General features: G+C 61.0%; 26 protein-coding genes. 14 read left to right on the top strand and 12 right to left on the bottom strand.

Going from position 1 to position 26264, the window contains the following annotated elements:
- Positions 1 to 43 precede the first annotated feature (43 nt).
- Positions 44 to 250 (bottom strand): helix-turn-helix transcriptional regulator, encoded by a 207-nt coding sequence (locus tag JK213_RS09045; RefSeq protein ID WP_194262329.1) that lies wholly within the window; start codon positions 248 to 250, stop codon positions 44 to 46.
- Positions 250 to 774, bottom strand: a complete 525-nt coding sequence (locus JK213_RS09040) for a DUF2975 domain-containing protein (RefSeq protein ID WP_194262328.1) — start codon at positions 772 to 774, stop codon at positions 250 to 252. Before JK213_RS09040 ends, JK213_RS09045 begins: the two co-directional genes overlap by 1 nt.
- A 165-nt stretch (positions 775 to 939) precedes the next feature.
- On the opposite strand from JK213_RS09040, the gene greA reads away from it, so the two are divergent.
- Both greA and JK213_RS09030 read left to right on the top strand, forming a co-directional pair.
- Positions 940 to 1413, top strand: a complete 474-nt coding sequence (greA, locus tag JK213_RS09035; protein WP_099286880.1) for a transcription elongation factor GreA — start codon at positions 940 to 942, stop codon at positions 1411 to 1413.
- On the top strand, positions 1413 to 2639 hold the full coding sequence (locus tag JK213_RS09030) for a threonine ammonia-lyase (RefSeq protein ID WP_194262327.1): 1227 nt from the start codon (positions 1413 to 1415) through the stop codon (positions 2637 to 2639). The genes greA and JK213_RS09030 overlap by 1 nt, the downstream gene beginning before the upstream one ends.
- Before the next feature lie 3 nt (positions 2640 to 2642).
- Here the strand turns inward: JK213_RS09030 and JK213_RS09025 are convergent, their stop codons facing one another.
- The 3 genes from JK213_RS09025 to msrB form a co-directional block, all read right to left on the bottom strand.
- Positions 2643 to 2930 carry a DUF1330 domain-containing protein gene (locus tag JK213_RS09025; protein ID WP_194262326.1) on the bottom strand — a complete coding sequence of 96 codons (288 nt, stop codon included), beginning with the start codon at positions 2928 to 2930 and terminating at the stop codon, positions 2643 to 2645.
- Positions 2931 to 3011: 81 nt separating this feature from the next.
- Positions 3012 to 3650, bottom strand: coding sequence for a uracil phosphoribosyltransferase (upp, locus tag JK213_RS09020; protein WP_099286883.1), 639 nt, complete (start codon positions 3648 to 3650; stop codon positions 3012 to 3014).
- On the bottom strand, positions 3647 to 4063 hold the full coding sequence (gene msrB, locus JK213_RS09015) for a peptide-methionine (R)-S-oxide reductase MsrB (RefSeq protein WP_194262325.1): 417 nt from the start codon (positions 4061 to 4063) through the stop codon (positions 3647 to 3649). The genes upp and msrB overlap by 4 nt, the downstream gene beginning before the upstream one ends.
- Positions 4064 to 4226: 163 nt before the next feature.
- Between msrB and JK213_RS09010 the strand changes: the two genes are divergently transcribed.
- The 6 genes from JK213_RS09010 to JK213_RS08985 all read left to right on the top strand — a co-directional run bounded on the left by JK213_RS09010 (position 4227) and on the right by JK213_RS08985 (position 10606).
- Positions 4227 to 4418: a CsbD family protein gene (locus JK213_RS09010; protein ID WP_194262324.1), complete on the top strand. Its 192-nt coding sequence runs from the start codon at positions 4227 to 4229 to the stop codon at positions 4416 to 4418.
- Positions 4419 to 4532: 114 nt separating this feature from the next.
- On the top strand, positions 4533 to 6065 hold the full coding sequence (gene gpmI, locus JK213_RS09005) for a 2,3-bisphosphoglycerate-independent phosphoglycerate mutase (protein WP_194262323.1): 1533 nt from the start codon (positions 4533 to 4535) through the stop codon (positions 6063 to 6065).
- Positions 6052 to 7332 carry a murein hydrolase activator EnvC gene (locus tag JK213_RS09000; protein ID WP_211571363.1) on the top strand — a complete coding sequence of 427 codons (1281 nt, stop codon included), beginning with the start codon at positions 6052 to 6054 and terminating at the stop codon, positions 7330 to 7332. The genes gpmI and JK213_RS09000 overlap by 14 nt, the downstream gene beginning before the upstream one ends.
- Before the next feature lie 128 nt (positions 7333 to 7460).
- Positions 7461 to 8918 carry a S41 family peptidase gene (locus JK213_RS08995; RefSeq protein ID WP_194262321.1) on the top strand — a complete coding sequence of 486 codons (1458 nt, stop codon included), beginning with the start codon at positions 7461 to 7463 and terminating at the stop codon, positions 8916 to 8918.
- An 18-nt stretch (positions 8919 to 8936) separates the two neighbouring features.
- Entirely contained in the window at positions 8937 to 10097 is a 1161-nt protein-coding gene (locus tag JK213_RS08990; protein ID WP_194262320.1) for a divergent polysaccharide deacetylase family protein, read from the top strand.
- Positions 10094 to 10606 carry an RNA pyrophosphohydrolase gene (locus tag JK213_RS08985; RefSeq protein ID WP_194262319.1) on the top strand — a complete coding sequence of 171 codons (513 nt, stop codon included), beginning with the start codon at positions 10094 to 10096 and terminating at the stop codon, positions 10604 to 10606. Before JK213_RS08990 ends, JK213_RS08985 begins: the two co-directional genes overlap by 4 nt.
- Here the strand turns inward: JK213_RS08985 and JK213_RS08980 are convergent.
- Genes JK213_RS08980 through JK213_RS08970 form a run of 3 tightly spaced genes read right to left on the bottom strand, consistent with a single transcriptional unit; the run spans position 10564 to position 14090 of the window.
- On the bottom strand, positions 10564 to 12318 hold the full coding sequence (locus JK213_RS08980) for an ABC transporter ATP-binding protein (RefSeq protein ID WP_194262318.1): 1755 nt from the start codon (positions 12316 to 12318) through the stop codon (positions 10564 to 10566). The two genes, JK213_RS08985 and JK213_RS08980, sit on opposite strands and share 43 nt — an antisense overlap.
- A gap of 45 nt (positions 12319 to 12363) precedes the next feature.
- The gene (locus JK213_RS08975; RefSeq protein WP_194262317.1) at positions 12364 to 13554 is read right to left on the bottom strand and encodes a CCA tRNA nucleotidyltransferase; all 1191 of its coding nucleotides are present in this window, start codon (positions 13552 to 13554) and stop codon (positions 12364 to 12366) included.
- Positions 13551 to 14090 carry a DUF1285 domain-containing protein gene (locus tag JK213_RS08970; protein WP_228125490.1) on the bottom strand — a complete coding sequence of 180 codons (540 nt, stop codon included), beginning with the start codon at positions 14088 to 14090 and terminating at the stop codon, positions 13551 to 13553. The genes JK213_RS08975 and JK213_RS08970 overlap by 4 nt, the downstream gene beginning before the upstream one ends.
- A 152-nt stretch (positions 14091 to 14242) precedes the next feature.
- Between JK213_RS08970 and JK213_RS08965 the strand changes: the two genes are divergently transcribed.
- From JK213_RS08965 to JK213_RS08945, 5 genes are all read left to right on the top strand, one after another.
- A complete protein-coding gene (locus JK213_RS08965) occupies positions 14243 to 15271 on the top strand; it encodes a MoxR family ATPase (RefSeq protein ID WP_211571362.1) in 1029 nt (342 codons plus the stop codon).
- A 5-nt stretch (positions 15272 to 15276) separates the two neighbouring features.
- Complete coding sequence (locus tag JK213_RS08960) at positions 15277 to 16203, top strand: DUF58 domain-containing protein (RefSeq protein WP_211571361.1); 927 nt, start codon at positions 15277 to 15279, stop codon at positions 16201 to 16203.
- Complete coding sequence (locus JK213_RS08955) at positions 16200 to 18938, top strand: DUF4159 domain-containing protein (protein WP_211571360.1); 2739 nt, start codon at positions 16200 to 16202, stop codon at positions 18936 to 18938. Before JK213_RS08960 ends, JK213_RS08955 begins: the two co-directional genes overlap by 4 nt.
- The gene (locus JK213_RS08950; RefSeq protein ID WP_194262313.1) at positions 18935 to 20974 is read left to right on the top strand and encodes a glutamine amidotransferase; all 2040 of its coding nucleotides are present in this window, start codon (positions 18935 to 18937) and stop codon (positions 20972 to 20974) included. The genes JK213_RS08955 and JK213_RS08950 overlap by 4 nt, the downstream gene beginning before the upstream one ends.
- Positions 20975 to 21051: 77 nt before the next feature.
- Entirely contained in the window at positions 21052 to 21669 is a 618-nt protein-coding gene (locus tag JK213_RS08945; RefSeq protein ID WP_194262312.1) for an ankyrin repeat domain-containing protein, read from the top strand.
- A 71-nt stretch (positions 21670 to 21740) separates the two neighbouring features.
- Here the strand turns inward: JK213_RS08945 and JK213_RS08940 are convergent, their stop codons facing one another.
- The 4 genes from JK213_RS08940 to JK213_RS08925 form a co-directional block, all read right to left on the bottom strand.
- Positions 21741 to 22826 (bottom strand): DNA methyltransferase, encoded by a 1086-nt coding sequence (locus JK213_RS08940; RefSeq protein WP_194262311.1) that lies wholly within the window; start codon positions 22824 to 22826, stop codon positions 21741 to 21743.
- The gene (locus JK213_RS08935) at positions 22823 to 23446 is read right to left on the bottom strand and encodes a ribonuclease HII (RefSeq protein WP_194262310.1); all 624 of its coding nucleotides are present in this window, start codon (positions 23444 to 23446) and stop codon (positions 22823 to 22825) included. Before JK213_RS08935 ends, JK213_RS08940 begins: the two co-directional genes overlap by 4 nt.
- A gap of 146 nt (positions 23447 to 23592) precedes the next feature.
- Entirely contained in the window at positions 23593 to 24228 is a 636-nt protein-coding gene (locus JK213_RS08930) for a DUF4339 domain-containing protein (protein ID WP_194262309.1), read from the bottom strand.
- 76 nt (positions 24229 to 24304) lie between these two features.
- A complete protein-coding gene (locus JK213_RS08925) occupies positions 24305 to 24595 on the bottom strand; it encodes a CsbD family protein (RefSeq protein ID WP_194262308.1) in 291 nt (96 codons plus the stop codon).
- Positions 24596 to 24890: 295 nt separating this feature from the next.
- On the opposite strand from JK213_RS08925, the gene JK213_RS08920 reads away from it, so the two are divergent.
- Positions 24891 to 26237 carry an efflux RND transporter periplasmic adaptor subunit gene (locus tag JK213_RS08920; RefSeq protein WP_194262307.1) on the top strand — a complete coding sequence of 449 codons (1347 nt, stop codon included), beginning with the start codon at positions 24891 to 24893 and terminating at the stop codon, positions 26235 to 26237.
- The last annotated feature ends 27 nt before the right edge of the window (positions 26238 to 26264 follow it).

Genomic DNA, 26264 nt, shown 5'->3' with positions numbered 1-26264 from the left:
CTGAAAAACCCCGCCGGAGCACGCTGGCGGGGTTTTTTTGTTTCTAGTCGCCTGAATATCGAAGAAGATCGCCCGGTTGACAGTCGAGAACCCGGCATAAAGCCTCAAGGGTCGAAAACCGGATCGCCTTTGCTTTGCCTGTTTTAAGAATTGAAAGATTGGCCAGCGTTAGCCCCACTTTCTCCGACAGTTCCGTCAAAGACATCCCCCGCGCCTTCAGCAACTCATCCAGATTGACCTGCACCGGCATCAGATGACCTCATCCATTTCGGACTGAAGCTGAACACCCATCTCGAAAAGTAAGGCGATAAGATAAAGCAGCCCCAGACACAGTGCGGAATCAGCAAGATCCGAAAGAAGCTCAATCCAGGAAAATGGACCGTATGCAGCAGGATCTAGGAAACTAGAAAACACTCCTGCGAAAAAGACAATTCCAGAAAAACAAAAGATTTTTCTGAAAATAATCCAAACAATATCGGAATTATTTCGAGAAAAAATTTTCCCCGAGAGAGCATTGTCAACAATCGAGATGGAATTCCCCAAAATGCTCTTCAAAATATAAAAAATAACAACTCCCACGATCAGGCCAGCCATGTCATTGCCATCGTGCGCCAGAGAGTAGGACTGTCTGTTCCAAAACACATACAGTACCGGCATGAGAACAAGAGAGCCCACCAACAGGAGCAGTTCGCACCAAAACAAAACCGCTGAAGTAGCGAAAAGAAAACGCAGAACCTGACGAACGCGATGAAGGGCATCAACTGTTTTCATCATGACTTCTCCTTATCGAAAAACGATAAGCATATATACTCATGATCCAACAAGATTTTTATCGCTTTTCGATAAATAAAAATACGCCATCTTGCAAAAAACTCCCTGAAATCCTATGTTGTCAGGCTGTTTATCAAATTTCAGTCACGCTTTTTCGAGGATTTCAGAGTGCAGAAGATCCCCATGACCGCGAAGGGACAACAGCGTCTCGAAGACGAACTGCGGACCCTCAAGAGCGTCGACCGCCCGGCCGTCATCCGCGCTATCGCAGAAGCCCGCGAACATGGGGACCTGTCCGAAAACGCCGAATACCACGCCGCCCGTGACCGTCAGTCCTTCATCGAAGGCCGTGTTCTGGAGTTGGAAAGCATCATTTCCAACGCAGAAGTTATCGATCCTTCGACCCTGACCGGAACGCGTGTCCGCTTTGGCGCACACATCGAACTGGTTGACGAAGAAACCGACAAGGAAGCCCTGTACCAGATCGTCGGCGTTCATGAGGCTGATATCAAACAGGGCCTGATTTCGATTTCCTCACCGCTGGCCAAGGCGCTGATCGGCAAGGATGTCGGTGATACCGTGTCGGTCCCCGCTCCCGGCGGAGACCGGACTTATGAAATCCTCAAGGTCGCATACCGCTAATGTCTGACGTCCTGACGTCCACCGCCCCTGTTGTGACCGTTGCGGATATTGAGAGCGCCCATGAGCGCATCGCGTCCACCGTGGTCCGCACGCCGACGATTTCCTGCCCTGCCCTGTCCAAACTGACAGGCGCGGAGATTACACTCAAGCTCGAGAACCTTCAGGCGATCGGCTCCTTCAAGGAGCGCGGAGCGGCCAACAAAATGGCCCTCCTGACGCCGGAAGAGCGGTCCCGTGGCGTGATTACCGTCTCGGCAGGCAATCACGCTCAGGGTGTGGCCCGTCAGGCCAGTCTTCTCGGCATTGATGCCACCATCGTCATGCCGCGCTTCACGCCCGCCACCAAGGTCGCGGCAACGCAGGCTTGGGGCGCGAACGTGGTGCTCGCGGGCGACGACTTCGCGCAGGCCAGTGAAACAGCCGCAGAGCTTCAAAAGCAGGACGGACGCGTTCTCGTTCATCCGTTCAATGATCCGGCCGTTATCGCCGGTCAGGGCACGGCTGCACTTGAGCTTCTGCAAGACGCCCCGGATATCGACACGGTCGTCGTACCGATCGGCGGCGGCGGGCTGATTGGTGGGTTTGCCACCGTCATGGCAGCCTTGCGCCCGGACGTTGAGGTGATCGGCGTACAGGTCGAGGCCTATGCCTCACTGTCCAGCTATCCCAAGGAAGACGGCCCGACACTGGGCGGATCGACCATTGCGGAAGGCATCGCCGTTACCAGACTCGGCGATCACTGCCTAAGCGCGTTTCGTAACCGGATTTCCAAAGTTCTCGTTGTCAGCGAGCTTCAGGTCGAGAGCGCCGTCACGACACTGGCCGAAAAAGCCAAGCAGGTGTGCGAAGGTGCGGGTGCGACGGGCCTTGCCGCCGTCCTCGCCTATCCGGAACTGTTCAAAGGACGCCGCGTCGCCCTGCCGCTTTCGGGCGGCAACATCAACGCGCGCATTCTCGCCAACACGATCCTGCGCTCCCTGCTCCGGGATGGACGGATCCTGCGGCTGATCTTCCAGATCCCCGATCGTCCGGGCACACTGGCGGACATCTCCACCCGTATCGGCAATTACGGCGGCAACATCATCGAGGTTTCCCATCACCGCCTGTTTGCCTCTCCGTCCGTTCAGACGGCGGAACTGCTGGTGATGGTGGAAGCCCGCGATACCGAACATGCCCACCAGATCGAAACCGATCTGGCGCGGCATTACATCGTCCGGCGGGATTGATCCTCAGACCCCGTCCACGATCACGACATTATACAGCCCGGCCTTCCAGCGATGCTCCGCAGCCTTCTGGTAGGCCGGGCTTTCGTACCAGGCGCGGGCCGAGGCAGCATCCGGGAACTCGATAATCACCACACCATCAGGCTCGGTGCCTTCGAGTTTTTCCTGCTTGCCGTAGGCCGCAAGGATTTTGGCCGGAAACCCTTTGAAGGTTTCAGCCACGACTTCCGAATATTTCTTGAATTCAGCCGGATCGGCCAGTTTTTCACGAACGAACAGGGCATAGGCAGGCATGAAAAGCTCTCCTCAGGATGAGCCTCCATACCCGCCACAAAACGCCTGGCATTTCAGCACACAAGACCGTGTGCCTTTGTTTCAGCGCGTCCCGAACAGACGGTCGCCCGCGTCTCCAAGACCGGGAACAATATAACCATGCTCGTCCAGATGGCTGTCGATCGAACAGGTCACGATCTGCACGTCAGGGTGCAGTTCCGCCATATGGGCAATGCCCTCCGGAACGGCCAGCAGGCAGGCAAAGATCGGGTTTGTCGCCCCGGCAGCCTTCACACGGGTCAGCGCAGCCGCAGCAGAGTGCCCAGTCGCGAGCATCGGGTCGAGCACGATGCAGGTCCGGCCCGGAACGTCGCTCGGCATGTTGAAATAGTATTCGCTGACCTCAAGTGTCTCATGATCCCGGCGCAGGCCGATATGCCCCACGCGCGCGGACGGCACCAGATCCAGCATCCCGTCCAGAAGACCGTTTCCAGCCCGCAGGATGGAAACGAAACACAGCTTCTTGCCGTCCAGTTCCTCACCTTCCATCGGCCCGCTCGGCGCTTCGATATGACGCGGCGCCAACGAGAGGTTCCGCGTGGCTTCATAGGCCAGCAGCAGGCTGAGTTCGCGCGTCAGGCGCCGAAAACCGGCCGTGGATGTGTTGTGGTCACGCAGACGGGTCAGCTTGTGGCGCACCAGCGGATGGTCGAGGACGATAGGCGGCAGCGCCTTGCTCATGCTTTTTCTCCTTCGGCCGGGCGAAAATCAAGCGCCAGACCATTCATACAATAACGCAGCCCCGTGGGCGGCGGCCCATCGGGAAAGACATGCCCCAGATGACCCTTGCAGTTCGCACAGTGAACTTCCGTGCGGACCATACCATAGCGGCTGTCCTGCGTGGTTTCGACGCCTTCAGCCAGAGGCTGGAAAAATGACGGCCAGCCGCTGCCGCTGTCATACTTAGCCTCCGAGGAGAACAGCGGGCGCCCACAGGCCGCACAGGCATAGGTTCCCCCACGTTTTTCATCATTGAGCGGGCTGGAACCGGGACGTTCCGTGCCATGCTCGTGCAGGATGCGCCGCTGCTCGGGTGTCAGGCCGACGCCGCAACCACTGCCGTTCTGCCCGGTCGGGCCGCAACTCTGGGTCATGCTGGTTCTCCGGAAACTCTAAGGGACATCTTCTGGGGATGGATCTTTGGGGATGTATGAAAGCGCGTCCGTATTTTGTCACGCATCTTAAACTGTCAGAACGCAACCCGGCACGATGAAACCCGTTAATATCCGCACAACATCAAGACGGAAGGATCCGGTCATGAGTTCCATCGAAGACAAGATCAAAGGCGTTGCCAATCAGGTGACGGGCAAGATCAAGGAAGAAGTCGGCCACGTGACGCACGATGAGAAGCTTGAGGCTGAAGGCATTGCCCAGAACCTCAAGGGTAAGGTCCAGAAAGGCGTCGGCGATGCCAAGGATACGGTCAAGAGCGGCATCGACAAGCTCTGACCCCCATCTCCGATCACAATGCAGCGCCCGCCTTCATGGCGGGCGTTCGCATTTGCGGGGAATGGTGGCATGATGGACGGCAGTTCACTCCTTCTTTCCCTTCAGGAGACTGTCATGTCTGCATCCTCAACGCCCCGCCCCGTTATGCTGGTCATTCTCGACGGCTTCGGCTGGCGTGAAGATGAGTCCGACAATGCGGTCCGCCTTGCCAATACCCCGACATTCGACACCCTCTGGGCCACAAGCCCACATGCGTTTCTGAAAACATCCGGCGAGGATGTCGGTCTTCCGGACGGCCAGATGGGCAATTCCGAAGTCGGGCATCTGAATATCGGCGCAGGCCGCGTCGTCATGCAGGAATTGCCCCGCATTTCCCGCAGCGCCCGGGACGGCTCTCTGGCCCAGAACCCCGTCCTTCTGGACCATATTGCGGCGCTGAAAGCCTCGGGCGGAACCTGCCACCTCATGGGCCTGATTTCGCCCGGCGGCGTACATGCCCATCAGGATCATGTCGTGGCACTGGCCAAAATCGTCAGCGCAGCAGGCGTTCCGGTCGCCGTTCATATCTTCAGCGATGGCCGCGATACCGCGCCGCGTTCTGGTGAGGAGTTCATCGGTAAATTCCTCCGCGACCTGCCAGACAGCGTAAAAGTCGCCACACTCAGCGGCCGCTATTACGCCATGGACCGCGATCGCCGCTGGGAACGTGTTGGGCTAGCCGTCGCGGCCATCCGCGATGCGAAGGGGCCTCACGCCAAGGACGCGCTCTCCGCTCTTCAGGCCAGTTACGACAGCGACAAGGGCGATGAATTCGTTCTTCCCACCGTTCTGGGCGATTACGCTGGCATGAAGGACGGAGACGGCATCCTCTCCTGCAACTTCCGTGCGGACCGCATCCGCCAGCTTCTGGACGTTCTGGTTCTTCCAAATTTCGCGGAATATGAGAGCGGACGGAAGATAAAGTTCGCATCCGTCTGCGGCATGTCCCGCTATTCCGACCATCTGGCCCCTTACATGAGCGTCCTGTTCTCCAAGGTGCCGCTCGATGACCTGCTGGGAGACGTGGTGGCCAAAGCGGACAAAACACAACTCCGCATGGCGGAGACGGAAAAATATCCGCACGTCACCTACTTCCTCAACGGTGGCCGCGAAGTCCAGTTCGAGGGTGAGGAGCGCATTCTGGTCCCGTCCCCCAAAGTCGCGACCTACGATCTTCAGCCCGAAATGTCCGCACCCGAACTGACGGACAAGGCCGTTGCCGCCATCGAGAGCGGCAAGTTCGATATGATCGTCCTGAATTTCGCCAATCCGGACATGGTCGGCCACACAGGCTCCCTGCCCGCCGCCATCAAGGCCTGCGAAACGGTCGATGAGGGGCTGGGCCGCATCAATGACGCCATTGTCAAAGCAGGCGGAGCCCTGCTCGTAACAGCGGATCATGGCAACTGCGAAACCATGCGGGACCCCGTAACGGGCGGTGCCCATACGTCCCACACCCTGAATGTCGTGCCGGTCATTCTGGCCCATGCAAACGGCAAAACCATTCATGACGGCCGTCTGGCAGATCTCGCCCCGACCATGCTGGCACTCATGAATATCAGGCAGCCTAACGCAATGACGGGTGTCTCCCTGCTTGAAAGCCCCTGATCCACGACACATTCTGCCGCTTGCCCTGCTCCTGTCGCCCCACTGGGCGACAGCGCATCATGCGTCACACCACCATCCTGCCAAATCAACGGCGACAGCGCCGAGCGCGGGGCAGAAAGCCCTCGCCCGCGCACAGGCCGCACGTCGCGCACTGGAACAGCAACAGGCCGCAGAAGCCGCAACCCTGCGAGCCAAACAGATCGCGTCGGCGCAGGCCGAGGCAAAAGCCCGGCAGGACACCGCCCGGACACTCGCTTATACCGCCCAGACCCATACGGCGCAGTCCGCCATGGACAGCACCCAAAGCCACATCCAGACTCTTCAGGCCAACATCTCAGAACTGAAAAACAAACGGACAGCCATTCAGGCCGACATCCGGCAACAGAACGCCGCCCTGCAACCGCTGCTCCCCATCGCAGCGCGCCTGTCCATAGCGCCTAACGCCGCCTTGCTGGCATCTCCGGAAACAGCATCTGAAAGCGTCACTGCCCTGTCCATTCTCGGCGGCTTTTCCCAGCTCACCCGACAGCGCGCCCAGACCCTTCAGTCCCGCGAAGACGAGCTCCATGCCATCAGCAGCGATCTGGAACAGCACCAGAAAGAACTTTCAGACCTGCTGACGCAACAGACGCATGAACGCAACACCGCCGCGGCCCGGACTCGAATTGCAGCGCATCAGGAAGCCGTCGCAAATCAGGGCGCGCAAAAAGCCCGCAAAGCCGTCGCCGACGCCATGCAGGCCGCAGCGGATCTGTCTGCGGAAATCACCAACCTGGTGCAACAGGAAGCGCAGGCCCGCGCCGAACTTGAAAAAGAAGCCGCAGCTCTCGCCCGCCAGCACGAATTCGAGCGCGCCCGTCATGCGCGCTCACAGGCCCAGTCACTCTCCTCCGCCGGACAGGGCGTTTCCAGCACCGGCGGCCACGCCCCGGTTTCGGGGCATGTTGCGATCCGTTGGGGGCAGGCAACAGAAGCCGGACCGGCCACCGGTATTACCTACGCAGCCCTTTCCTCCGCACCCGTACAGGCTCCGTGTACGGGCCGAGTCGAATTTGCCGGTCCTTTCCGCTCTTTCGGCCAAATGCTGATCCTCGATTGCGGACGCAACTATCGTTTCGTGCTATCGGGGCTCGGCCAACTCACTGTTTCGGGTGGCCAAAGCATCAGGAAAGCTGCCACACTCGGCCAGATGCCTGCGGCGGAAGGGATGCTGTTCGTCCAGCTCCGTCACGGCACACAGGTGGTCAGCCCGACGCCGTTCCTCTGAGCCGGTTTGCCGAGCGCGTCTGACCTTGTAGGATCGTATCTTAGTAATTTGGCAACCTGAACCGGCCTAGTCTCTCTGCGGAGCACCGTCGGCCAGCAGGTTCCTTCGTGCCCGAGGATGGAGATCACATGAAGTTTCGCAGTGGCCTGTTGCTGGGCACCGCCTTTCTGGCCGGACTGGCTGTCGGACCGGGCGCCCTGCGTCTTGCTGGCTCCAGCGACTTTCCGGGCGCAGCCTTCGCCCGTGAGATTTCTCATGACAACAGCGCGGAAACCGTCCGCCTGCTGACTCTGCTGGGAACGGTCATGGACGTGGTGAAGGCGGAATACGTCCACCCCGTGTCCGACAAAGACCTCATCAACAACGCGTTGGATGGCATGGTCGGCAATCTCGACCCCCATTCCTCCTACATGACCGCAGCCCAGTTCCATGACATGCAGACCGAGATTTCGGGCAAGTTCGGCGGTCTGGGTCTTCAGGTTCAGGGTGAATCCGGCCATGTCCGTGTCGTCTCCCCGATCGACGGCACCCCGGCCGCACGCGCTGGCATCCAGCCGGGCGATTTCATCACGATGGTCGACCACAAAAGCATCGACGACCTGACGCTCGATCAGGCCGTCCGCAAGATGCGAGGCGATCCGGGCACCAAAATAAGCCTGACAGTCGTACGCCCCAAGACCGGCAAGACCCTGACCTTCGACATGACGCGCGAAATCGTCCATGTCCAGATCGTAAAATCTGCTCTCTACGGCAGCACGGGCTATATCCGTCTGACCGAATTCGATGACGATCTTGAAGGCGCCATGCATGCCGCGTTCGACAAACTCAAGGCAGAAGCGGCCAAAATTCCCGGTGGCAAGCTGACCGGGATCATCCTCGACCTGCGTTCCAATCCAGGCGGCAAGCTCGATCAGGCCATCGCGGTCGCGGACGATTTCATCAAGGACGGAGAAATCGTCTCCATCCGTGGCCGCCATGCGGAAAACAACCAGCGCTGGGACGCGAAGGGTACGGACATCACCAATGGTCTGCCGATTGTCGTTCTGACGAATGGTGGTTCCGCGTCGGCCAGTGAAATCGTAGCTGGCGCGTTGAAGGACCATCACCGCGCCATCATCCTCGGCGAAAAGACTTTCGGTAAGGGTTCGGTCCAGACGCTGATCCCGATCGGAGATCAGGGTGCAGTCCGCCTGACAACAGCCCGCTACTACACGCCGTCCGGCCGTTCCATTCAGGGCCTTGGCATCACCCCCGATATCCCCGTCTCCGAAACAAAAGACGACGATTCCTACGGATATCGTGAAGCGGATCTGTCCCACATTTTGACGAATATCGGCGGTAACCGGACAACCGAAACGCCACGTACGGATATTCCGCCGATTGCGAAATCCATTCCCAAGATGCCGGATGCCAACTGGCCCACATTTGACGCGACGAAGCCCGCGACGGATTTCCAACTCCAGCAAGCGATCAAGGTCGTCAACGCCATGGCAGGCATTTCAAATCCAGCTCCTGCGACAGCCCCGGCAACCGAGGTCAAAGCTGCCGCTCCTGCTGCCCCCAAAACGCCTGAAGCACATCACTAACTAAGGACATCCCGGATCGTGCAGAACCGTCCCGCCTCCAGCCGTGCAGGGCTCTGGCAACGACTTCCCGTTATCGGACGCCTTCTGATCGCGTTCTGGGCCGTCCTTCTCGCAGGAGGGGCAGGAGCGGCGGCGCTCCTGTTCCATCAACAGAAACCCGTCGTTCTGGCAAAAACTCCCCCCCCGGCACGACCGGAAGCTCCACCTGCACAGAACGCTTCCTCAATCGTCTCCACACCGGTGCCGAAAGAGACAGTCCGTCCTGTCAGTCCGCCTGAGGTGCCGCAACCTGCAACGCCGGTTGCGGCACCGACAGTCATTCCCGCCAAAGCCGTTCCTCCCACACCGGCAGCACCCTCAACCGCCGTGATGCAGCAGGCCCTGCCGTCGGTGCCGTCGCCTGCCGCCGCCAGTTCAACGACCGTTATCAGACCGCCTTCACCCGCAGTTCCGGCGTACAAAACCGCCATTGCAATCGTGCTTCAGGGTTTCGGTTATTCCGACGCGCTGACCTACGACGTTCTTTCGCGCATTCCAGCTCCGGTCGCGGTCGGGATCTCGCCTTATGTGAGCAATATCGGCGACATTATTGCCCGAGCCCATGCCAGCCATCGTGAAGTCTATGTCACGCTTCCGATGCAAAGCGCGCACCCCGAACGCGTCGATGAAGGCCCGCACGCACTGGGATATGGCAATTCCGCCGCCGATGACCAGCGAGAACTGGAATGGTGCCTGTCCCGCGCCACAGGCGCAGACGGGCTGACGGACGCTTCTGAAAACGGAGACGACCAACCGGGCGGCGGTTATGCGACCTCGCCGGATTTCGCTCCGATTGCCAGCATTATCAGCAGTAAAGGACTTCTTTATCTGGCTGGCTCTGCACAGGATGGTCGCCGTACACGCGGCATGACTGCGACAGCCTGGATTGATGGCGACACGGACGCGGCCACTCTGGACAGCCGCCTTTCCGCCCTGCTGCCCCAGGACGGAAAGCCCACGAAAATTCTGTTGATGGTTGGCCCCGTCACCCCCGTCATGATCGACCGTCTTGCAAACTGGCTCAAAGGGCTGGCCGCAGCCAGCTTTGTTCTGGTGCCGCCGTCCAGTTTCGTCGATAGCGGCATCGGAAACGATCAGGCCGCCAATCTGCTGTCTTCCAGCCCGGTTGCCCCTTTATGAGCGATTGCATGACCCTGCCCTATCGTCCGAATGTCGGAATTGCGCTCTTTAATCGGGAGGGCAAGCTGTTCATCGCCTGCCGGACGGATCTCCCGGGACGCGTCTGGCAGTGTCCACAAGGCGGCATCGATGAGGGTGAGACACCCGAAACAGCCGCCATAAGAGAGATGGGCGAAGAAATCGGCACAAGCAACGCCCGCATTCTTGCCGAGCGTGAGGGATGGCTGTCCTATGATCTGCCATCTGCCCTGATCGGCAAAGCTCTGGGAGGCCGCTTCCGGGGACAGACCCAGAAGTGGTTCGTGATGGGATACGAAGGACAGGATTCCGATATTCGGCTGGACCTTCATGAACCAGCGGAATTCGACTGCTGGGAATGGGTTGAGCCGAACGATGTTCTGGAACGCGATCTGGGCTTCAAGAAAGACCTGTATGCCGTATTAATCCCAGAACTGGCGGCCCTGTTTCAGGCCGCCGCCAAAGACTGGGTTCGTACCAGCCGCGCATAAAGACCGTCCTGTCTGAGAAGTTCCGCATGCGTGCCCGCTTCGACGACGGCACCATGATCCATAACGACGATGAGATCCGCCGCCTGAACCGTTGAAAGCCGGTGCGCCACAATTACGGTCGTGCGGCCCGAGCGCAGATTGGCCAAGGCTTTCTGAACCCGCGCTTCACTTTCGGAATCCAGCGCGCTCGTCGCTTCATCAAGCAGAAGTACCCGCGGGTTGCGCAGAAGAGCACGGGCCAGTGCCACGCGCTGACGCTGGCCGCCCGAAAGTCGACGTCCACCCGGACCCACTCGCGTTTCCAGCCCCGCGGGCAGATTATCGAGAAAATCGACTGCCGCCATGGCGCATGCCTTTTCGACCTCATCCCGCGACGCTGAGGGTCGCCCGATCCAGATATTCTCGATCAGAGACATGTCGAACAGGGTTGTGTCCTGGCTGACATAGGCGATGGCATCGCGAAGGGATGAGAGCGTCAGATCGCGCAGATCCACGCCTTCCAGTTGAATACTCCCTTCACTCACATCATGCAGACGCGGGATCAGGGACAGAGCCGTGGATTTTCCGGCCCCGCTAGGCCCGACAAGCGCCACGGTTTTTCCGGGCTGAACATCAAACGTCAGACCCCTTAACGCGACCCGACCGTCTTCGTAACAGTAGCCAGCCTGCTCAAACACCAGATGTCCCTTACCAGCTGGCAAAGGTTTTGCACCGGCCCGCTCCATCACGGCAGGAGGTTCATCAATTACCGCGAAAACACGCGACAGTCCTGCCAAACCTTCCTGAAGAGCGGTGTTGAGCGAGCCCAGCGCCCGAATAGGCCGAGACGCAGTCAGAAGAGCTGCAATAAACGCAGTAAAATCTCCGAGCGTCGCACCGCCCTGAGCAGCCCGCCAGCCCGCGAACCCCAGCACGGCAGCCACGGCTGCACCACCCAGAACCTCAAGCACCGGATCGACGCGGGCACGGCCTTTTGCAATGCGCAGAAATGCCGAATGGAGCAGATCGAGGGAGTGATCGACCCGCGTGCTTTCCCGGTCTTCCATACGGTAAATACGGATCTGCCGGGCCAGAGCGAAACTTTCGTTCAGCAGGGCCGACGTTTCGCCAATCTGCTCCTGCATGCCGCCCGAAGCACGGCGCACTTTTTTGCCCAGCTTCTGGATGGGGACAGCCGCAACCGGATACAGCACGAGTGCGATCAGACTCAGTTCCCAGTCCGTCACGATCATGGAAATCACCAGCCCCACCACCGTCACAGCGTCTCCGAGCGCGTTGACCACACGGATCATAGCCTCGCGGATCGAGATGGCATCGGTCGTAAAGCGGGCGGCCCATTTGGCAGGCGCGTCCTTTTCAATCGTCGAGACATCTGCCTGGAGCGAATGAGCAAACATGCGGGACTGCAATCCCCGGATCACCGCCAGAACCAGCCCCTGCACGGCAATCGTCTGCCCATACTGAGACGCGGCCTTGAGTCCGGTCACAAGCACGACAAGAGCCGGGACCTGATACAGGATCCGGGAATCATGCGCCGCAAACATGTCCACGGCCCGCTTGATGACGGCGGGATAAAGCGCGGTCAGCGCGGCCATCAGAACGGTCAGAACAACGACGGAAATGATCCGTCCCACATGCTGGCGCATTTCCTCGCGCCAGATGCGTTTCATCAGGACGCGGCTGTCCGTATCAAGGGCTGTGGTTTTCGTCATGTCCGGGGGTGTAGCAAACCTTGCGAAAAGGACGAAACCGCGATCTCACGGATATCCGGCAAGATAGGCCAGACACTGCGCCCGATCCGGCAGACATCCCTGCGCCATCCACCAGTCCCGGCCTTTTTTCAGCCACTGCCCCATTCCCGGCCCCGGCAGGATCCCCTGAGCAAGAGCATCCTTGCCCGATAACGGGAACTGCGGCTGTGGCAGCGCCTGCAATCTGGAGCGAAACCGATCCCAGGTGCTGTCAGGTCCGCCCACGAGACGGGCCTGTTGTAGCCAGCTCCGCTCCACAAGCGGATCCAGCTCCTGCTCCGCGCGCAGCCGTCTCAGGTCATCGTCAGACATGCCCGGCGACAAGACGGGTCTGTCTGAGGCCCAGACTTCAACTCTTGACGCATCCGCATTGGAAAGTTTCAGTCGTCCGAGCAACGCCCGGCTGCTCTCGTGGCAGAGAGCAAATAACCTGAGCAGGGGGTTTGCCGGAACACCGCAGTTCAGCAAACGGTTCAAATCGGCCGGGTCCGGGTTCGGCAGGATCACCGGCAAGAGTCCAACCGCCGCCATTGCTGCGATTGTTTCCGCAAGGCGCGGACCCGACAGAATTCTAAAGAGTTCAGACGCAACACGTTCGGCAGAAAGCGTCCCAATTAGCCCGAGTTGTTCTGACACGGCTTTACAGGCGGCGCGGTCAGGATTGCCGTTTCCATAACGGGCGTCGAACCGGAAAAAACGCAGCGCTCTCAAGGCGTCTTCTGCAATCCGGCGCGATGCGTCTCCCACGAAACGGACCTGACGCTTCTTCAGATCCTCCTGTCCTCCAAAATAGTCATGGAGACGATCATGACAATCCAGCGACATGGCGTTGATCGTGAAATCGCGCCGGGCTGCGTCTTCCGTCCAGTCCTGCGTCCAGACCACAACCGCATGACGTCCATCCGTTTCTTCATCCCGGCGCAGGGTCGTGATCTCATACGGAACACCATCCAGCACCGCTGTTACCGTTCCATGGGACAGGCCAGTCGGAATCACACGAATTCCCGCACCTTCCAGCCGACGCTGAACGTCCTCGGGAGGCTCTGGAGTCGCAAGGTCCAGATCATGGACAGGGACGCCTGCGAGCAGATCACGGACAGACCCGCCGACAAGACGCGCTTCAGGCAGGACGCTCCAGATCCGGTCCAGACCGTTCCGATCCGGCAGCCGCTCCAGCAGACCAGAGCTCTGTGTCATGCAGGCCGCGAAAGGGGGAAAAAGCAATCCTGACTCCACACACCGAGACAGGGTTTTCCTTTTACATGACCGGGAACGGCGAGAGCCGCGAGTTCATAATGAACCGCGCGCGTCACCCGTGCCTGGATTGGCAAGGCGCCTTCGCCATCCCGCACATGGATGTAAGGCGCCCCCGCACACTCTTCCGAAGGCCGGTCCCAGTCACAGGACAACGGATGTTCGGGGCCGATGCAGATCAGTTCGTCCATATTGGTGCGGAAACAGAGATTCTGCTGCCGCCCGCAGGTTCCGCGAAAATCCAGTTCGACCGCCACGAACGGGGCGTCCTCGACCTGAATGATCCCCTGTTCCATCGGCGTTTTCAGCCAGTAGATGCCTTCGGGGTCGCGGGTCAGCATGGACGAGAACATGCACAGCATGGCTTTGCGCTTTACCGCAGAGCCACGATACAGCCACGTCCCGTCGCGCTGAATCAGAAAGGGCAGCTTTCGAGGGCCCGTGGACGAGCAGTCGGGAAAGGATGACGGTGCCACCAGCGGATCTGGAGCCGCGAAGACGTCAGGCCGGGCCGCCTGCCGGAACTGATGATCGCTCAATTTTCCCTCCAACTGCATAAAAACTCTCTTCTCACACCAACTTGGGTGCAATCGAGCCTTGATGAAACCCCCACACCTGTCAGACTGGCACTATGAGCGAGCAGCAATATTCTTCCGGCGTCTCCGCCGGCACCCTGCGGGGCGAGGCGGACGTGGCTGAAGCCGATCGTCTGGCTCCGGTTCTCCATCATGTCCGTCAGGCCATCGGCAGTATTGTTCTGGGTCAGGACAGCGTCATCGAACAGGTTCTTGTCACGATCCTGTCTGGTGGTCACGCACTTCTGATGGGCGCGCCCGGTCTGGGCAAGACCCTGCTGGTCAACACGGCGTCACAGGTTTTGGGTCTGGAGGCCACGCGCATCCAGTTCACGCCCGACCTGATGCCGTCGGACATCACAGGCGCCGAAATTCTCGATCAGGATGCTGACGGACGACGTGCCTTCCGCTTCCTGCCCGGCCCGATCTTCGGCCAGCTTGTGCTTGCCGACGAAATCAACCGCGCCAGCCCCCGCACCCAGTCCGCCCTGTTGCAGGCCATGGCGGAACGTCGGGTCACGCAGGGGGGCAAGGACTATGCCCTGCCGCGCCCGTTCCATGTTCTCGCGACCCAGAATCCGATCGAGCAGGAAGGCACCTACCCCCTGCCCGAAGCCCAGCTCGACCGGTTCATGCTCCAGATCAGCCTCGGCTTTCCGAACCGGGACGCGGAACGGCAGATGCTGCTTCAGACGACAGGCGCCACGACGCCGACTGTCTCGGCTCTGATGAATGCCGAAAGTCTGCTCGCCGCCCAGAACCTTGTCCGGCGTCTGCCGGTCGGCGATCAGATCGTGGATGCCATCCTGAACCTGACGCGTTCGCTGCGTCCGGAAGATCCATCCGCCTCGCCGGAGGTACGGGAGGCGGTGTCTTACGGCCCTGGTCCGCGTGCGGCTCAGGCGCTGATGATCGCCACCCGTGCCCGCGCCCTGCTGGATGGCCGTCTGGCACCGAGCCTTGATGACGTTGTCGCCCTTGCAAGCCCGGTCCTGTCCCATCGTATCGGGCTGGGCTTTGGCGCCCGTGCCGCCGGAACGGACAGCGAAGCCCTGATCCGCAAGCAGGCTCAGGCTCTCCTCTGATCGCCGTGAAAAGTCCGTCCGATACCCTGCGCAGTTTCTTCCGCCGCAACCGGGGCGCCAGTTCCGGCGCTCCGACTGCGCAGGCGGAAAGCCTGCCCCTGCCCGCGCTCGTTCTTGAAGCCGAAAAGATTGCCGCAAGCCTGCAAAGCGGCGTTCATGGCCGCAGACGTTCAGGACCGGGCGAGGATTTCTGGCAGTTCCGGCCCTATCATGCCGGCGAGCCCGCAACGTCCATCGACTGGCGTCAGTCTGCCCGCTCGCCAGTTGAAGACACGTTCTGGGTCCGTGAGCGCGAGCGCGAAAACGCCCAGTCGCTGATGCTGTGGTGTGACCCGTCGCCCTCCATGAGGTGGCGGTCTTCCGATACCCTGCCCACCAAAGTCGAACGCGCGCAGCTTTGCACGCTGGCGCTGGCCTCCGCGTCCCTGCGCGGCGGCGAACGCGCGGGTCTGCTGACCGGAATCGAGGCTGGACGCGCCCTTGCCGGACGTCAGGTTCTCCCGCGACTGGCGGCATCCCTTCTGCGTCAGGATGCGGATGAGCCGGAATTTCCCCGCATGTCTCTGGTTCCTCCACGGTCCGATCTGGTCGTAATCAGCGATTTTCTGTGGGACGAAGACCGGATCGACACGTTCCTCAAAACCTGCGCCAGCCGCCCGGTACGAACCCATCTCCTCTGCATTCTCGATCCGGCAGAGCGGGAGCTGAAACACTCCGGCCGAATCCGGTTTGAAGGACTCGAAGGGGGTGTTCTGACTCTTCCCGCCATGGAAAGCCTCGGCCCGGCCTATGAGCAGGCGATGAACGCGCATCTCGCGGCCCTCAAACAGAGTGCGGCGTCGCTCCATGCCGACTGCATCGTGCATGATACGTCGCAGAACCCGCTTCCGGCCCTTCTAGCGTTGCACATGGCGCTTGGAGGCGGCCGATGATCCTTCTTGCTCCGTTCCTGTTGCTTGGTCTGCTCGCACTGCCTGCGCTGTGGTGGCTGGTGCGGGCAACCCCACCCGCGCCGCAGGAACAGTCCTTTCCGTCCTTGCTCATCCTGAACCGGCTCACGGCCCGGCGGGAGGACGCCGCCCGTTCCCCGCTCTGGCTTCTGATTCTGCGCATGGTGGCGGTGGCCCTCGTCATTTTCGGGCTGGCCCGTCCTGTCCTGACGCCACATCAGGCCGAAACCGGCAACGGACCACTGACCCTCATCCTCGATGATGGCTGGGCCGCCATTCCGCACTGGACCGACCGTATTTCCGCAGCGCTTGCGCTTGGCGAAACCGCGATCCGCAACGGTCAGGACGTCACGTTCCTCCACGCCGCGCGCGCGCCGGACGGCGCAATGCCCGAACCCTTCACGACGCATGACCCCCACGCCCTGTCCGAACATCTCTCACATTTGCGTCCGCAGCCCTGGCCAACGGACCGTCAAGCGTTGGCCGTCTTGCTCGGGGGGCGGGATCTATCGGACCAGCGCGTGATGGTACTCTCGGACGGTCTGGCTGCGAAAGGAGACGACGCGCTGCGGGGCGCGCTCGCAAAGGCACGGTCCGTTCAGGACATGCGCTGGAACGGCTGTGACATCCTGCGCCTTGACGCTGCGACAGGTCAGGACGGCGCGCTTCATGCGACAGTCGATACGCTGCCCTGCCCGACCCGGACCGTGACGCTGCATGCCGTCAACGCCAATGGCGGCACGCTTGCGGCCTATCCTCTCACGACGGGGAAGGACCAGACGCTCTCCCTCCCGGCCCTGCTACGCAATCAGCTCGACCGTCTGACACTTGAAGGCGCGACCGGTCCTGCTGCTGTGCATCTGATGGGACAGGCCGATCACCGCCGCCCGGTCGGTATTCTCCAGACGCCCGGCGACGCGACACCTCTTGTCGGATCGGCATTCTTCCTGAATCGCGCCCTGCAACCGATTGCGGACCTGCATAGCGGCGACGCCACGGCCCTGCTGGGCGCGCCCCTGTCGGTTCTGATCGCAACGGATGGGGCGCTTTCGGGCGAGCAGACGCGCCATCGCGTTCTGGACTGGGTGCGTCATGGCGGGATGCTCGTCCGCTTCGCAGGCCCCGGTCTCGCGGCCGATCAGACCGCCGCGTCCGACGCGACCTCCGATGCGCTCCTTCCCGTCCATCTCATGAGCGGGATGCGTCAGTTGGGCGGCCCGATGTCATGGGGGAAACCCCAGACGCTGGCGCCCTTCCCCGAGACCTCGCCGTTTTCGGACCTGACGATTCCGCCCGATGTCACCGTTTCGCGACAGGTTCTGGCCAAGCCCGAGACGGGGCTGACGGATCATGTCTGGGCGGCCCTGAGCGATGGCACCCCGCTCGTAACCGCGCGCGCCGAAGGCAATGGCGAGATCGTCCTGTTCCATGTCACGCCCTCACCCGACTGGTCGAATGTGCCGCTTTCCGGGCTATTTCCCGACATGCTGGAGCGTCTGATCGAACGCTCCGCTGGCGTGGCAGGCGGCGGTCCGGCGGAATTGGCGCCATGGCGTATCATCGGGAGCGATGGCGGGCTCGTCATGCCGCCACAGGCTGCGCGCTCCATCCGCGCTGCGGATCTGGCGCATACGGCTGTTTCCGTCACGCATCCTGCTGGGCTTTATGGTCCAGCTCGTGGAACGCGCGCGCTCAATCTCGGTGATGCTGCTTCGCCGATGGTGGAGGAACCTTTGCTCGGCACCCGGATATCGCCTGATGGCGCGCATGCGGATCGTCCGATCGGTCCTGCGCTGATGGCGGCGGGTCTGCTGCTGCTGCTGCTGGATCTGATCCTATCCCTGCGGCGGCGCGGTCTGCTTGGCGCTCTGGCAGTAGCAGGCTTTCTGCTTCTGCCGATGGCCCATGCTCAAACTCCGGCACAGACAACGCCTCCGCTTCCGGCAACCGTGCCGCAGGCCGCGCTCGAAACGCGGCTGGCCTATGTTCTTACGGGCCATGACGATATCGACGCCGTCTCCCGCGAAGGGCTTCAGGGCCTTTCCGATTATACGAGCGCCCGCAGTTCCGCGACACTCGGCCATCCCGACGGCGTTGTTCCGGGCAAGGACGATCTGGCATTCTATCCGCTCCTGTACTGGCCCATCACACCGGATATGCAGCCCGATCCCGAACGCACGAAAGCACTCAATACGTTCATGGAACACGGCGGGATCCTGCTGATCGACGAACAGGGCGCGGGCACCGACACGGATTCCGGCACCAGTTCAGCAGCCCGCGCCGCGCTACAGCGCGTGACCGATGGCCTCGTCGTGCCGCCACTCGCCAAGCTGACGGACAAGCACGTTCTGGCCCATACCTTCTATCTGCTGCACAGCGGCTTTCCCGGTCGCGTTGCCGGGCAGCCAGTTTATGTCGCGCGCAACGGAGACGAGGCGAATGATGACGTCAGCCCCGTCATCATCGGCAATGGCGACTGGGCCCATGCCTGGGCCGTAGACGGCTCGGGCAACCATCCCTTCGCCGTCATTCCCGGGGGCGAAGACCAGCGCACGCAGGCCTATCGTTTCGGCGTGAACATGGTGCTCTACGCCCTGACCGGAAACTACAAGAACGATCAGGCCCAGTATCCTGAAATGCTCCGCCGCCTCGGCAGCCCGGATGCGACACCCGCCACAACCAGTCCCGACACCGCCGACGAGGAGGACGCACCATGATGTTCGATCTTTCTCCGATGCTGCCCGTCTGGCTGCTGGCGACGCTGGCCGCACTGAGTGTTGCAGGCGCGCTTTACGGTGCCCTGCGCGGTGCGCGCGGAATGCTCTGGCGGGCTCTCGCTGTTCTGGCCCTGCTGGGATGGCTGTCCGGGCCGCGCGCACTTCATCCGGTGCTTCGTCCGGTGCCGCAGGATGCGCTGCTGGTTGTGGATCGTTCGGCCTCGATGCAGGTCAGCCCCCGCACGACCATCGCGGATCAGACCGCACGGCAGATCATGCAGGATGCGGCCCATATTCCGGGCCTGACCCTGCATCGCGTCGATGTTCCCGGCGGCACGGGCCATGGCACCCGCCTGTTCGAGGCGCTGGACCACGCGGATCTGCCGCAGGGCCGGTTCGCAGGTGCCATCGTCGTGACGGACGGCATGGATCATGACGTTCCGGCCCATCTCCCGGCACGCTTTCAGGGACCGGACGGACAGAAACTTCCGCTGCATCTTCTGCTGACAGCCCGGGGCGAGGAACAGGACCGTCGTCTGCGCATCCTGAGCACGCCGCCATATGCCATTGTCGGACAGAACGCCACGATCCGCGTTCAGGTCGACGATCTGGGCGCTCCGGGTGCGGCCGACGCGCTTCTCACGATTCGCTCAGGCGATGCCCCGCCGCAAACCCGCCCGATCCGGACCGGCACGCCGCAGGACATCACGGTCCCGGTCCAGCATCCCGGCGAAACACTTGTCGGCCTGTCCGTCTCTCCGCTGGCCGGCGAAGCCTCTACGGAAAACAACAGCGACGTTGTGCGGATCCGGGGCGTGCGTGACCGGCTGCGGGTGCTGCTGGTCTCCGGCGTTCCCAATCAGGGCGAGCGCGTCTGGCGCAGGTTGCTGAAGGCCGATCCGTCCGTGGATCTCGTCCACTTCACCATTCTGCGCTCCCCCAACACGGATGATGGCACCCCGCTGTCGGATCTGGCGCTGATTCCGTTCCCCATTCGCGAACTGTTTCAGGAAAAGATCCGCAGTTTCGATCTCATCATTCTGGACGGCTTTCGCAACAGCAACATCCTGCCGGACGAGTACCTGACCAATATCGCCGATTATGTCCGCAACGGCGGCGGACTGCTGGTGACGGCAGGACCTGAATTCACGCAGGAGGGCACCCTTCAGGATACCAGCCTCGCACAGATTCTTCCGGCCCATGTCGGGACGGACGGGGTCGTCACACAGGCTTTCCGTCCGTCCCTGACTGCTCTGGGCAAGACGCATCCCGTCACGGCTGGCCTGACGGAAGACTGGGGCCCTTGGTATCGCGCCCTCCGTGCAGACCAGTCACACGGCGAAGACCTGATGCATGGCCCGGACGGCGCGCCGCTTCTGCTACTGGACCGTGTTGATCGGGGGCGCGTGGCCATGCTCATGTCTGACCAGCTCTGGCTCTGGTCTCGTGGCGAAGGCGGCGGTGGACCGCAGGCCGAGCTTCTGCGGCGGCTCTCACACTGGCTCATGAAAGAGCCGGATCTTGAGGAAAACCGCCTCACCGCCCGGATCGAAAACGGCCAACTCGATATAGAGCGCCACGCTGCGGGACAGGCTGTCTCGCCTGAGGCCTTCGTCACCGCGCCGGACGGAAAACGCACGCCCGTTACCCTAAAACAGACCGATGGCGTCTGGCACGCCACGCTGACCGCCACCATGCCCGGCATCTGGAGTATCCGGCAGGATGGTCTGGTTGCTTTCGCCAGCCCCGTTTCCCACGACCCGATCGAGCGGCAGGACCTGCGCGCCACCGCGACCATCATGGGCGCCAGTGCTCAGGCATCGGGAGGAACCGTGGCGTGGGTTGCGGATCATACGCCCCATCTGAAACAGGTTCCCATCGGCTCGGCCATGAGCGGCTCGGACTGGATGGGGCTTCCCGTCACCACGGCGGCCGTCGCAGGTGAGACGCGGACGACGGACCTCGTTCCGGCATGGGCGGCCCTCCTTGCAGCGCTGATTTTCCTCGCAATTGGCTGGTGGCGGGAAGGTCATTGAAAAAATGTCACAATCCGGCACCTCCGAGAGGCATCTGCAGACTCGCGCAGGACGAACGATCACAGTATATTGGTTTTATGCGACTGCTCCCCACCCTGCCCCGCCTGCTGCTCGTTGCCGCTCTGGCAATGACGCCGACGATTCTCGTACCCTGGCATCACGCCCAGGCTCAGGATGCCGACGACGCCGAGGCTGAACAGGAAGCCGAGGCCAACCAGAAGAAAGCTGAAGCCCGCAAGGCCGCCCAGCGCGCTGCGCCGCCTTCCGCCCTTCCGGGAGCAGAAGCCTCCGACGACGACGCTGGCCATGCGCGCGTTGACGTAAACCCAACCGTCGCCCTGTTCGATGCCATCAATCGTGGCTCGCTCAACGCGGCAAAAGAAGCACTCAACCGCGGCGCCGATATGGGTGGGCATAATGTTCTGGACCAGACACCGCTGGACATGGCCATCGATCTGAACCGCAAGGACATCATGTTCCTGCTTCTGTCGATGCGGACCTATAATCCGGACGGAAAGATCGAAAACAGCGTGTCCGATCAGGGTGTGGAGATGAAGAACGGCAGCGGTCATCTGACGATCGGCGGGAAATCCGTCACCCCCAAACGCGCCGCCGCCGCCGCTTCCTCGCATTTCGACGCAAGCGGCGGCAAGGCCGATCCTTCAATCGGCTTCCTCGGCTTTGCAGGGCACTAAACGCTCCTGATCCAGACATAAAAAAAGCCGGAGAACATTCTCCGGCTTTTTTTATGAGTGTTGATTCTCCGTCAGCCGACGTTGCGCAGCGCCTGACTTTCCTGACGCAGGACGTCGATCTGAACGAACTGGCCGTCGCGCTCGAAATACCAGAACGTCCAGCCATTGCAGGACGGCGCGCCCGTCAGACCTGCGCCGAGCTTGTGAATAGAGCCGCGCTGGTTGCCCGATACGAGCGTGCCGTCGGGTGTCACGGTCGCTTTCAGACGCTTCTGCCGATCGTAGAGCACCGTCCCTGCTGGCAGAACACCCGTTTCCACGAAACTTCCGAACGGGATACGCGGCATTTCGCGCCGTGCTGGCGTCGTCGCCAGTTGCTCGGAGGTCAGGCGCTCTTCCCGCGCCACACGCTCCCGCGCGGCCTTGACGTAATCCGGGTGCCGTTCGATGGCGATGTAATGACGCCCCAGACGCTTGGCCATTGCCGGGGTCGTGCCGCTGCCGCAGAACGGGTCCAGCACCACATCATTGGCATTGGTCGAGGCCACCAGAACACGATGCAGCAGGCTTTCCGGCTTCTGCGTCGGATGCAGTTTCAGGCCATGTTCGTTCTTCAGACGCTCATTGCCCGTGCAGAGCGGCAGGTACCAGTCCGAGCGCATCTGAAGGTCGTCGTTCAGGGCCTTCATAGCCTGATAGTTGAACCGATACTTGCTCTGCGGACCACGTGCCGCCCAGATCAGCGTCTCATGCGCGTTCGTAAAGCGCCGCCCGCGGAAATTCGGCATCGGGTTGGATTTGCGCCAGACGATGTCGTTGAGGATCCAGAACCCCAGATCCTGCATGATCGCGCCCAGACGGAAGACATTGTGATAGGAGCCGATGACCCAGATCGTGCCGTCCTTGTGCAAAATCCGGCGTGCTTCTCTGAGCCATTCGCGCGTGAAATGGTCATAGGTCGCGTAATCCGCGAACTTGTCCCAATCGTCATCCACGCCGTCCACGACAGTCTCGTCCGGACGGCGAAGTTCACCGCGCAACTGGAGGTTGTACGGCGGATCGGCGAAAATGCAGTCCACGCTCCCATCGGGCAGCGTCTTCATCGTTTCGATGCATTCTCCACGCAGGATCTGGTCGACGGGAAATTCACCGCTCATGCTGCGTGTGCCTCTGCTTCAATCATGTTTCGTATCGGCGCGAAACCGCGCCTGTGATGAGGTGTCACCCCACGGAGTTTCAGGCCCTGCATATGCGCGGCCGTGCCGTAACCCGCATTGCGCTCCCAGCCATAAGCATCGTGGCGCATGGCCAGACGCGCCATCAGGCGGTCGCGCGTTACCTTTGCGATGATGGAGGCTGCGGCAATGGACAGGCTGATCCCGTCGCCACCGATCACCATTTTGATGGGACAGGGGAGTTTCGGGGCATGTTTGCCGTCCACAAGGGCAAGGTCTGGTATCCGGCCGAGCCGGGACAGGGCCCGGCGCATGGCCAGATAGCAGGCCTGGGCGATATTGATCTGCTCGATTTCCAGAACGGATGCCGCACCAATGCCGATCAGCGCCTGTTCGTCGGCCATCAGGGCCTCATAGGCGAGCATCCGGCGTCGAGCCGTCAGTTTCTTGGAATCATCGAGAAGGGCAGCCAGAGTGTCAGACGGCTGTGCCGTAAAAGCTACGGCAGAAGCCACCACCGGTCCTGCCAGAGGACCACGCCCGACTTCGTCGATCCCGACGACCAGCCCCCCATGGGCAGATTCAAGGGCGTAATCCGGCATTTCTGAGTGTCTCCCCGACAGATCACCGCGAAATCAGGTGACCGAATCGGTTTTGAATCATGGCGACTCGAAAGGGAAGCCCAAAAATGCAGGAGTTCTAAGTTTAATATGTCAAGTGTGGTGGGAAAGACTCTTTGCCTACGGTGTCAGAGCTCTTCCTGCTGGTTCTCCTGACCGGACTCTGACGGAGGCGATGGGGCGGGCTGCTCCGCGTGTCCGTGCTGCATCTGAAGTTCCTTCTCGATCTGGGGGAACTGATAGATTTTCTCCGTCACATTGACGGCAAGAAGCACAAGGCTGACGATCAGCAGCGACAGCCCGCGACCGACGATCTGGCGCCGCTTCCAGAAATATCCCGGCAGAAACAGCCACCACCAGAAACCCGGCGGCGTCTTTCCGCTTTCGCGAAGGGAATTACGGTCCAGCATGAACGATATGAAGAACAGGAGCAGCGACATCATCCCGACGACGGACAGCGGTCCTACCCGGCCACTATCCGGGATCTGACGCCAGTCCAGGATCAGCAGCGTCAGGCGCTGGATCAGCCATGGCCCCACCAGAAGCGCCCAGGCCCAGTGCTCCGAACTCCCCGCAGACATCCGCAATAGCCCCGTCAGCGGAGAGACAAGCCCCGCGGCGCTGGCCGGACGCCATGTTGCGCCGAATTCCTGTGTCCAGACGAGCGTTTCGGGCTTGATCTGCCGCTGCATGATCAGACGCAGGATTTCCTCACGGGAGACTGGACCGGCCTGCTGCCCGTTGTTGTCGTAAAACCATTCCATGAAAAAAAGCCTCCCGGATTACTCCGGAAGGCTTTTAGCACAAAGACGTCCCTATGGTCGAAACGCCTGTTGGGCCTCAGTCGCTTTTACGACCGAACAGCAGACCACCAACGATCATTCCGACAACTGTGGCGATCACCAGCGAGATCAGCGGACGATCCTGCACAAACGCCGTTGCGGCTTCGAGCTTGGTTTCGCCTTCGTCGTACAGATCGGCGAATTCCTGCTGTGCCATGCCGGAAAGCTGATCGAACTTGCCTTCGGCCTGAAGCTTCGTATCGCCGGTCAAGCCGCCAAAACCGTCCTTGAGCTTGCCCTTGGCTTCATCCACAAGGCCTTCGACCTTCGTTTCAGTTGTATCGGCCATTTTGTTCTCCTCTGTCCGGATTAACCTGTCCTCAATGCAAACGCATAACAGAGACATCCGGTTCCAACCCGATATGATCGTTGCACCGAAAAGAGACAAGCCCTGCGGCCAACCTCATATCCATAAATGTAACGAAACGTATCATTTTCGGTCATTTTGATTTTCATTACCAAAACTGAACAGGATTTAAGGTCGCGTCATGGCAGGCGCTGGCCTCCTGCCGTATAAGCATGAAAACACATAACATCGTCGCCTGAGAGCCCTGTGCTCTGCTATGCGGAAAGACAGAACCACCATGGATCAGCAGACGGCCAGCTCCAGCGACCGCCTTACGAACAGCACCGCCCAGTCTTCTCCCCCTCCTGCGCGGTCCCGCCGTCGGCGCTGGATCCTTTGGGGCGTTGTTCTTCTGATTGCTCTTCTGATCCTGTTCGCGATCTTCCGCCCTCATGGCGCGACACACAAACATGGTCGTGGTGCCGCAGCCGATGGAAGCGTGCAGCCCGTTGCTGTCGCAACCGTCCATACTGGCGACATGCCCGTGATCTTTCAGGAACTCGGCACAGTCGTCCCCGTGACAAACGTGACGATCACGCCGCGCGTCAACGGCCATATCTCGGCCGTCTATTACAAGGAAGGCCAGCACGTCCATAAGGGTGACGAACTCGAACTGATCGACCCGCGCCCCTATGAGGCCACGCTCGCCCAGTATCGCGGCACACTGGCCGCCGATATGGCGCAGCTTGAAAAGGCCCGTGTGGACAACGCCCGTTACCAGCGCTTGATCAAACAGAACTCGACCTCCGCCATGACAGCGCGCGATCAGGAGTTCACGGTGCAGCAGCTTGAAGGTCAGGTCGAATTCGACCGGGCCAATGTCCGCAATGCCGAACTGAACGTGATGTACTGTCACATCATTGCGCCTGTCGAAGGCCGTGTCGGTATTCGCGTGCTCGACGTCGGCAACTATGTGACGGCTGGCCAGTCCGGCGGTCTGACCATCCTGACGATGATGCAGCCCATCTCCGTGATCTTCACGGTTCCGCAGAACCAGCTTCAGGAGGTCATGAAATATCTGGACAAGACCGGCGAGCTGTCCGTCGAAGCATGGGACAGCGACAACACTCACAAAATCGCCACCGGCACCGTCAAGGCGCTCGACAGTCAGATCGACACAGCAACCGGTACGGTCCGGATGCGTGGTATCTTTGCGAACGAGGACGAGCACCTCTTCCCGAACCAGTTCGTCAACCCGCATCTGCTGGTCACGACGCTGCATGACGCACTGCTTGTGCCCGCAAATGCTCTTCAGACAGGCCCGGACGGACGCTTTGTCTATCGCGTCAAGCCTGACATGACCGTGGAAGTCGTGCCCGTGACGGTCGGCACGACCGATGGCACGAACGCCGTGATCGAAAAGGGTCTGAGCCGCGGCGACCGGATCGTGACGGATGGTGTCAGCCATCTGCGCCCCGGCCAGAAGGTCTCCATCCCCGACACCTCGTCCGCAGCAGCGCAGACGACGGAAGCCGAGCACAAGAGCGCCAGCCAGCACCGTCATCATCGTGACGGACAGCAGAGTTCGGATGCGCCTCAGCAGAAGAACGACCCGTCCTCGTCCGCCGACACCGGCAACCACTGATCGCCATTCAGAACAGTCAAACAGGGA

The sequence above is a fragment of the Gluconobacter sp. Dm-44 genome, from assembly GCF_018256175.1.
GTDB lineage: Bacteria > Pseudomonadota > Alphaproteobacteria > Acetobacterales > Acetobacteraceae > Gluconobacter > Gluconobacter cadivus.
This window is presented reverse-complemented; position numbering and strand designations above follow the sequence as displayed.

Coding starts and splice junctions, on each gene's coding strand:
- JK213_RS09045 (WP_194262329.1), bottom strand. CDS start 250: ATGCCGGTGCAGGTCAATCTGGATGAGTTGCTGAAGGCGCGGGGGATG.
- JK213_RS09040 (WP_194262328.1), bottom strand. CDS start 774: ATGATGAAAACAGTTGATGCCCTTCATCGCGTTCGTCAGGTTCTGCGT.
- JK213_RS09030 (WP_194262327.1), top strand. CDS start 1,413: ATGTCTGACGTCCTGACGTCCACCGCCCCTGTTGTGACCGTTGCGGAT.
- JK213_RS09025 (WP_194262326.1), bottom strand. CDS start 2,930: ATGCCTGCCTATGCCCTGTTCGTTCGTGAAAAACTGGCCGATCCGGCT.
- upp (WP_099286883.1), bottom strand. CDS start 3,650: ATGAGCAAGGCGCTGCCGCCTATCGTCCTCGACCATCCGCTGGTGCGC.
- msrB (WP_194262325.1), bottom strand. CDS start 4,063: ATGACCCAGAGTTGCGGCCCGACCGGGCAGAACGGCAGTGGTTGCGGC.
- JK213_RS09010 (WP_194262324.1), top strand. CDS start 4,227: ATGAGTTCCATCGAAGACAAGATCAAAGGCGTTGCCAATCAGGTGACG.
- gpmI (WP_194262323.1), top strand. CDS start 4,533: ATGTCTGCATCCTCAACGCCCCGCCCCGTTATGCTGGTCATTCTCGAC.
- JK213_RS08995 (WP_194262321.1), top strand. CDS start 7,461: ATGAAGTTTCGCAGTGGCCTGTTGCTGGGCACCGCCTTTCTGGCCGGA.
- JK213_RS08985 (WP_194262319.1), top strand. CDS start 10,094: ATGAGCGATTGCATGACCCTGCCCTATCGTCCGAATGTCGGAATTGCG.
- JK213_RS08980 (WP_194262318.1), bottom strand. CDS start 12,318: ATGACGAAAACCACAGCCCTTGATACGGACAGCCGCGTCCTGATGAAA.
- JK213_RS08975 (WP_194262317.1), bottom strand. CDS start 13,554: ATGACACAGAGCTCTGGTCTGCTGGAGCGGCTGCCGGATCGGAACGGT.
- JK213_RS08965 (WP_211571362.1), top strand. CDS start 14,243: ATGAGCGAGCAGCAATATTCTTCCGGCGTCTCCGCCGGCACCCTGCGG.
- JK213_RS08955 (WP_211571360.1), top strand. CDS start 16,200: ATGATCCTTCTTGCTCCGTTCCTGTTGCTTGGTCTGCTCGCACTGCCT.
- JK213_RS08950 (WP_194262313.1), top strand. CDS start 18,935: ATGATGTTCGATCTTTCTCCGATGCTGCCCGTCTGGCTGCTGGCGACG.
- JK213_RS08945 (WP_194262312.1), top strand. CDS start 21,052: ATGCGACTGCTCCCCACCCTGCCCCGCCTGCTGCTCGTTGCCGCTCTG.
- JK213_RS08940 (WP_194262311.1), bottom strand. CDS start 22,826: ATGAGCGGTGAATTTCCCGTCGACCAGATCCTGCGTGGAGAATGCATC.
- JK213_RS08935 (WP_194262310.1), bottom strand. CDS start 23,446: ATGCCGGATTACGCCCTTGAATCTGCCCATGGGGGGCTGGTCGTCGGG.
- JK213_RS08930 (WP_194262309.1), bottom strand. CDS start 24,228: ATGGAATGGTTTTACGACAACAACGGGCAGCAGGCCGGTCCAGTCTCC.
- JK213_RS08925 (WP_194262308.1), bottom strand. CDS start 24,595: ATGGCCGATACAACTGAAACGAAGGTCGAAGGCCTTGTGGATGAAGCC.
- JK213_RS08920 (WP_194262307.1), top strand. CDS start 24,891: ATGGATCAGCAGACGGCCAGCTCCAGCGACCGCCTTACGAACAGCACC.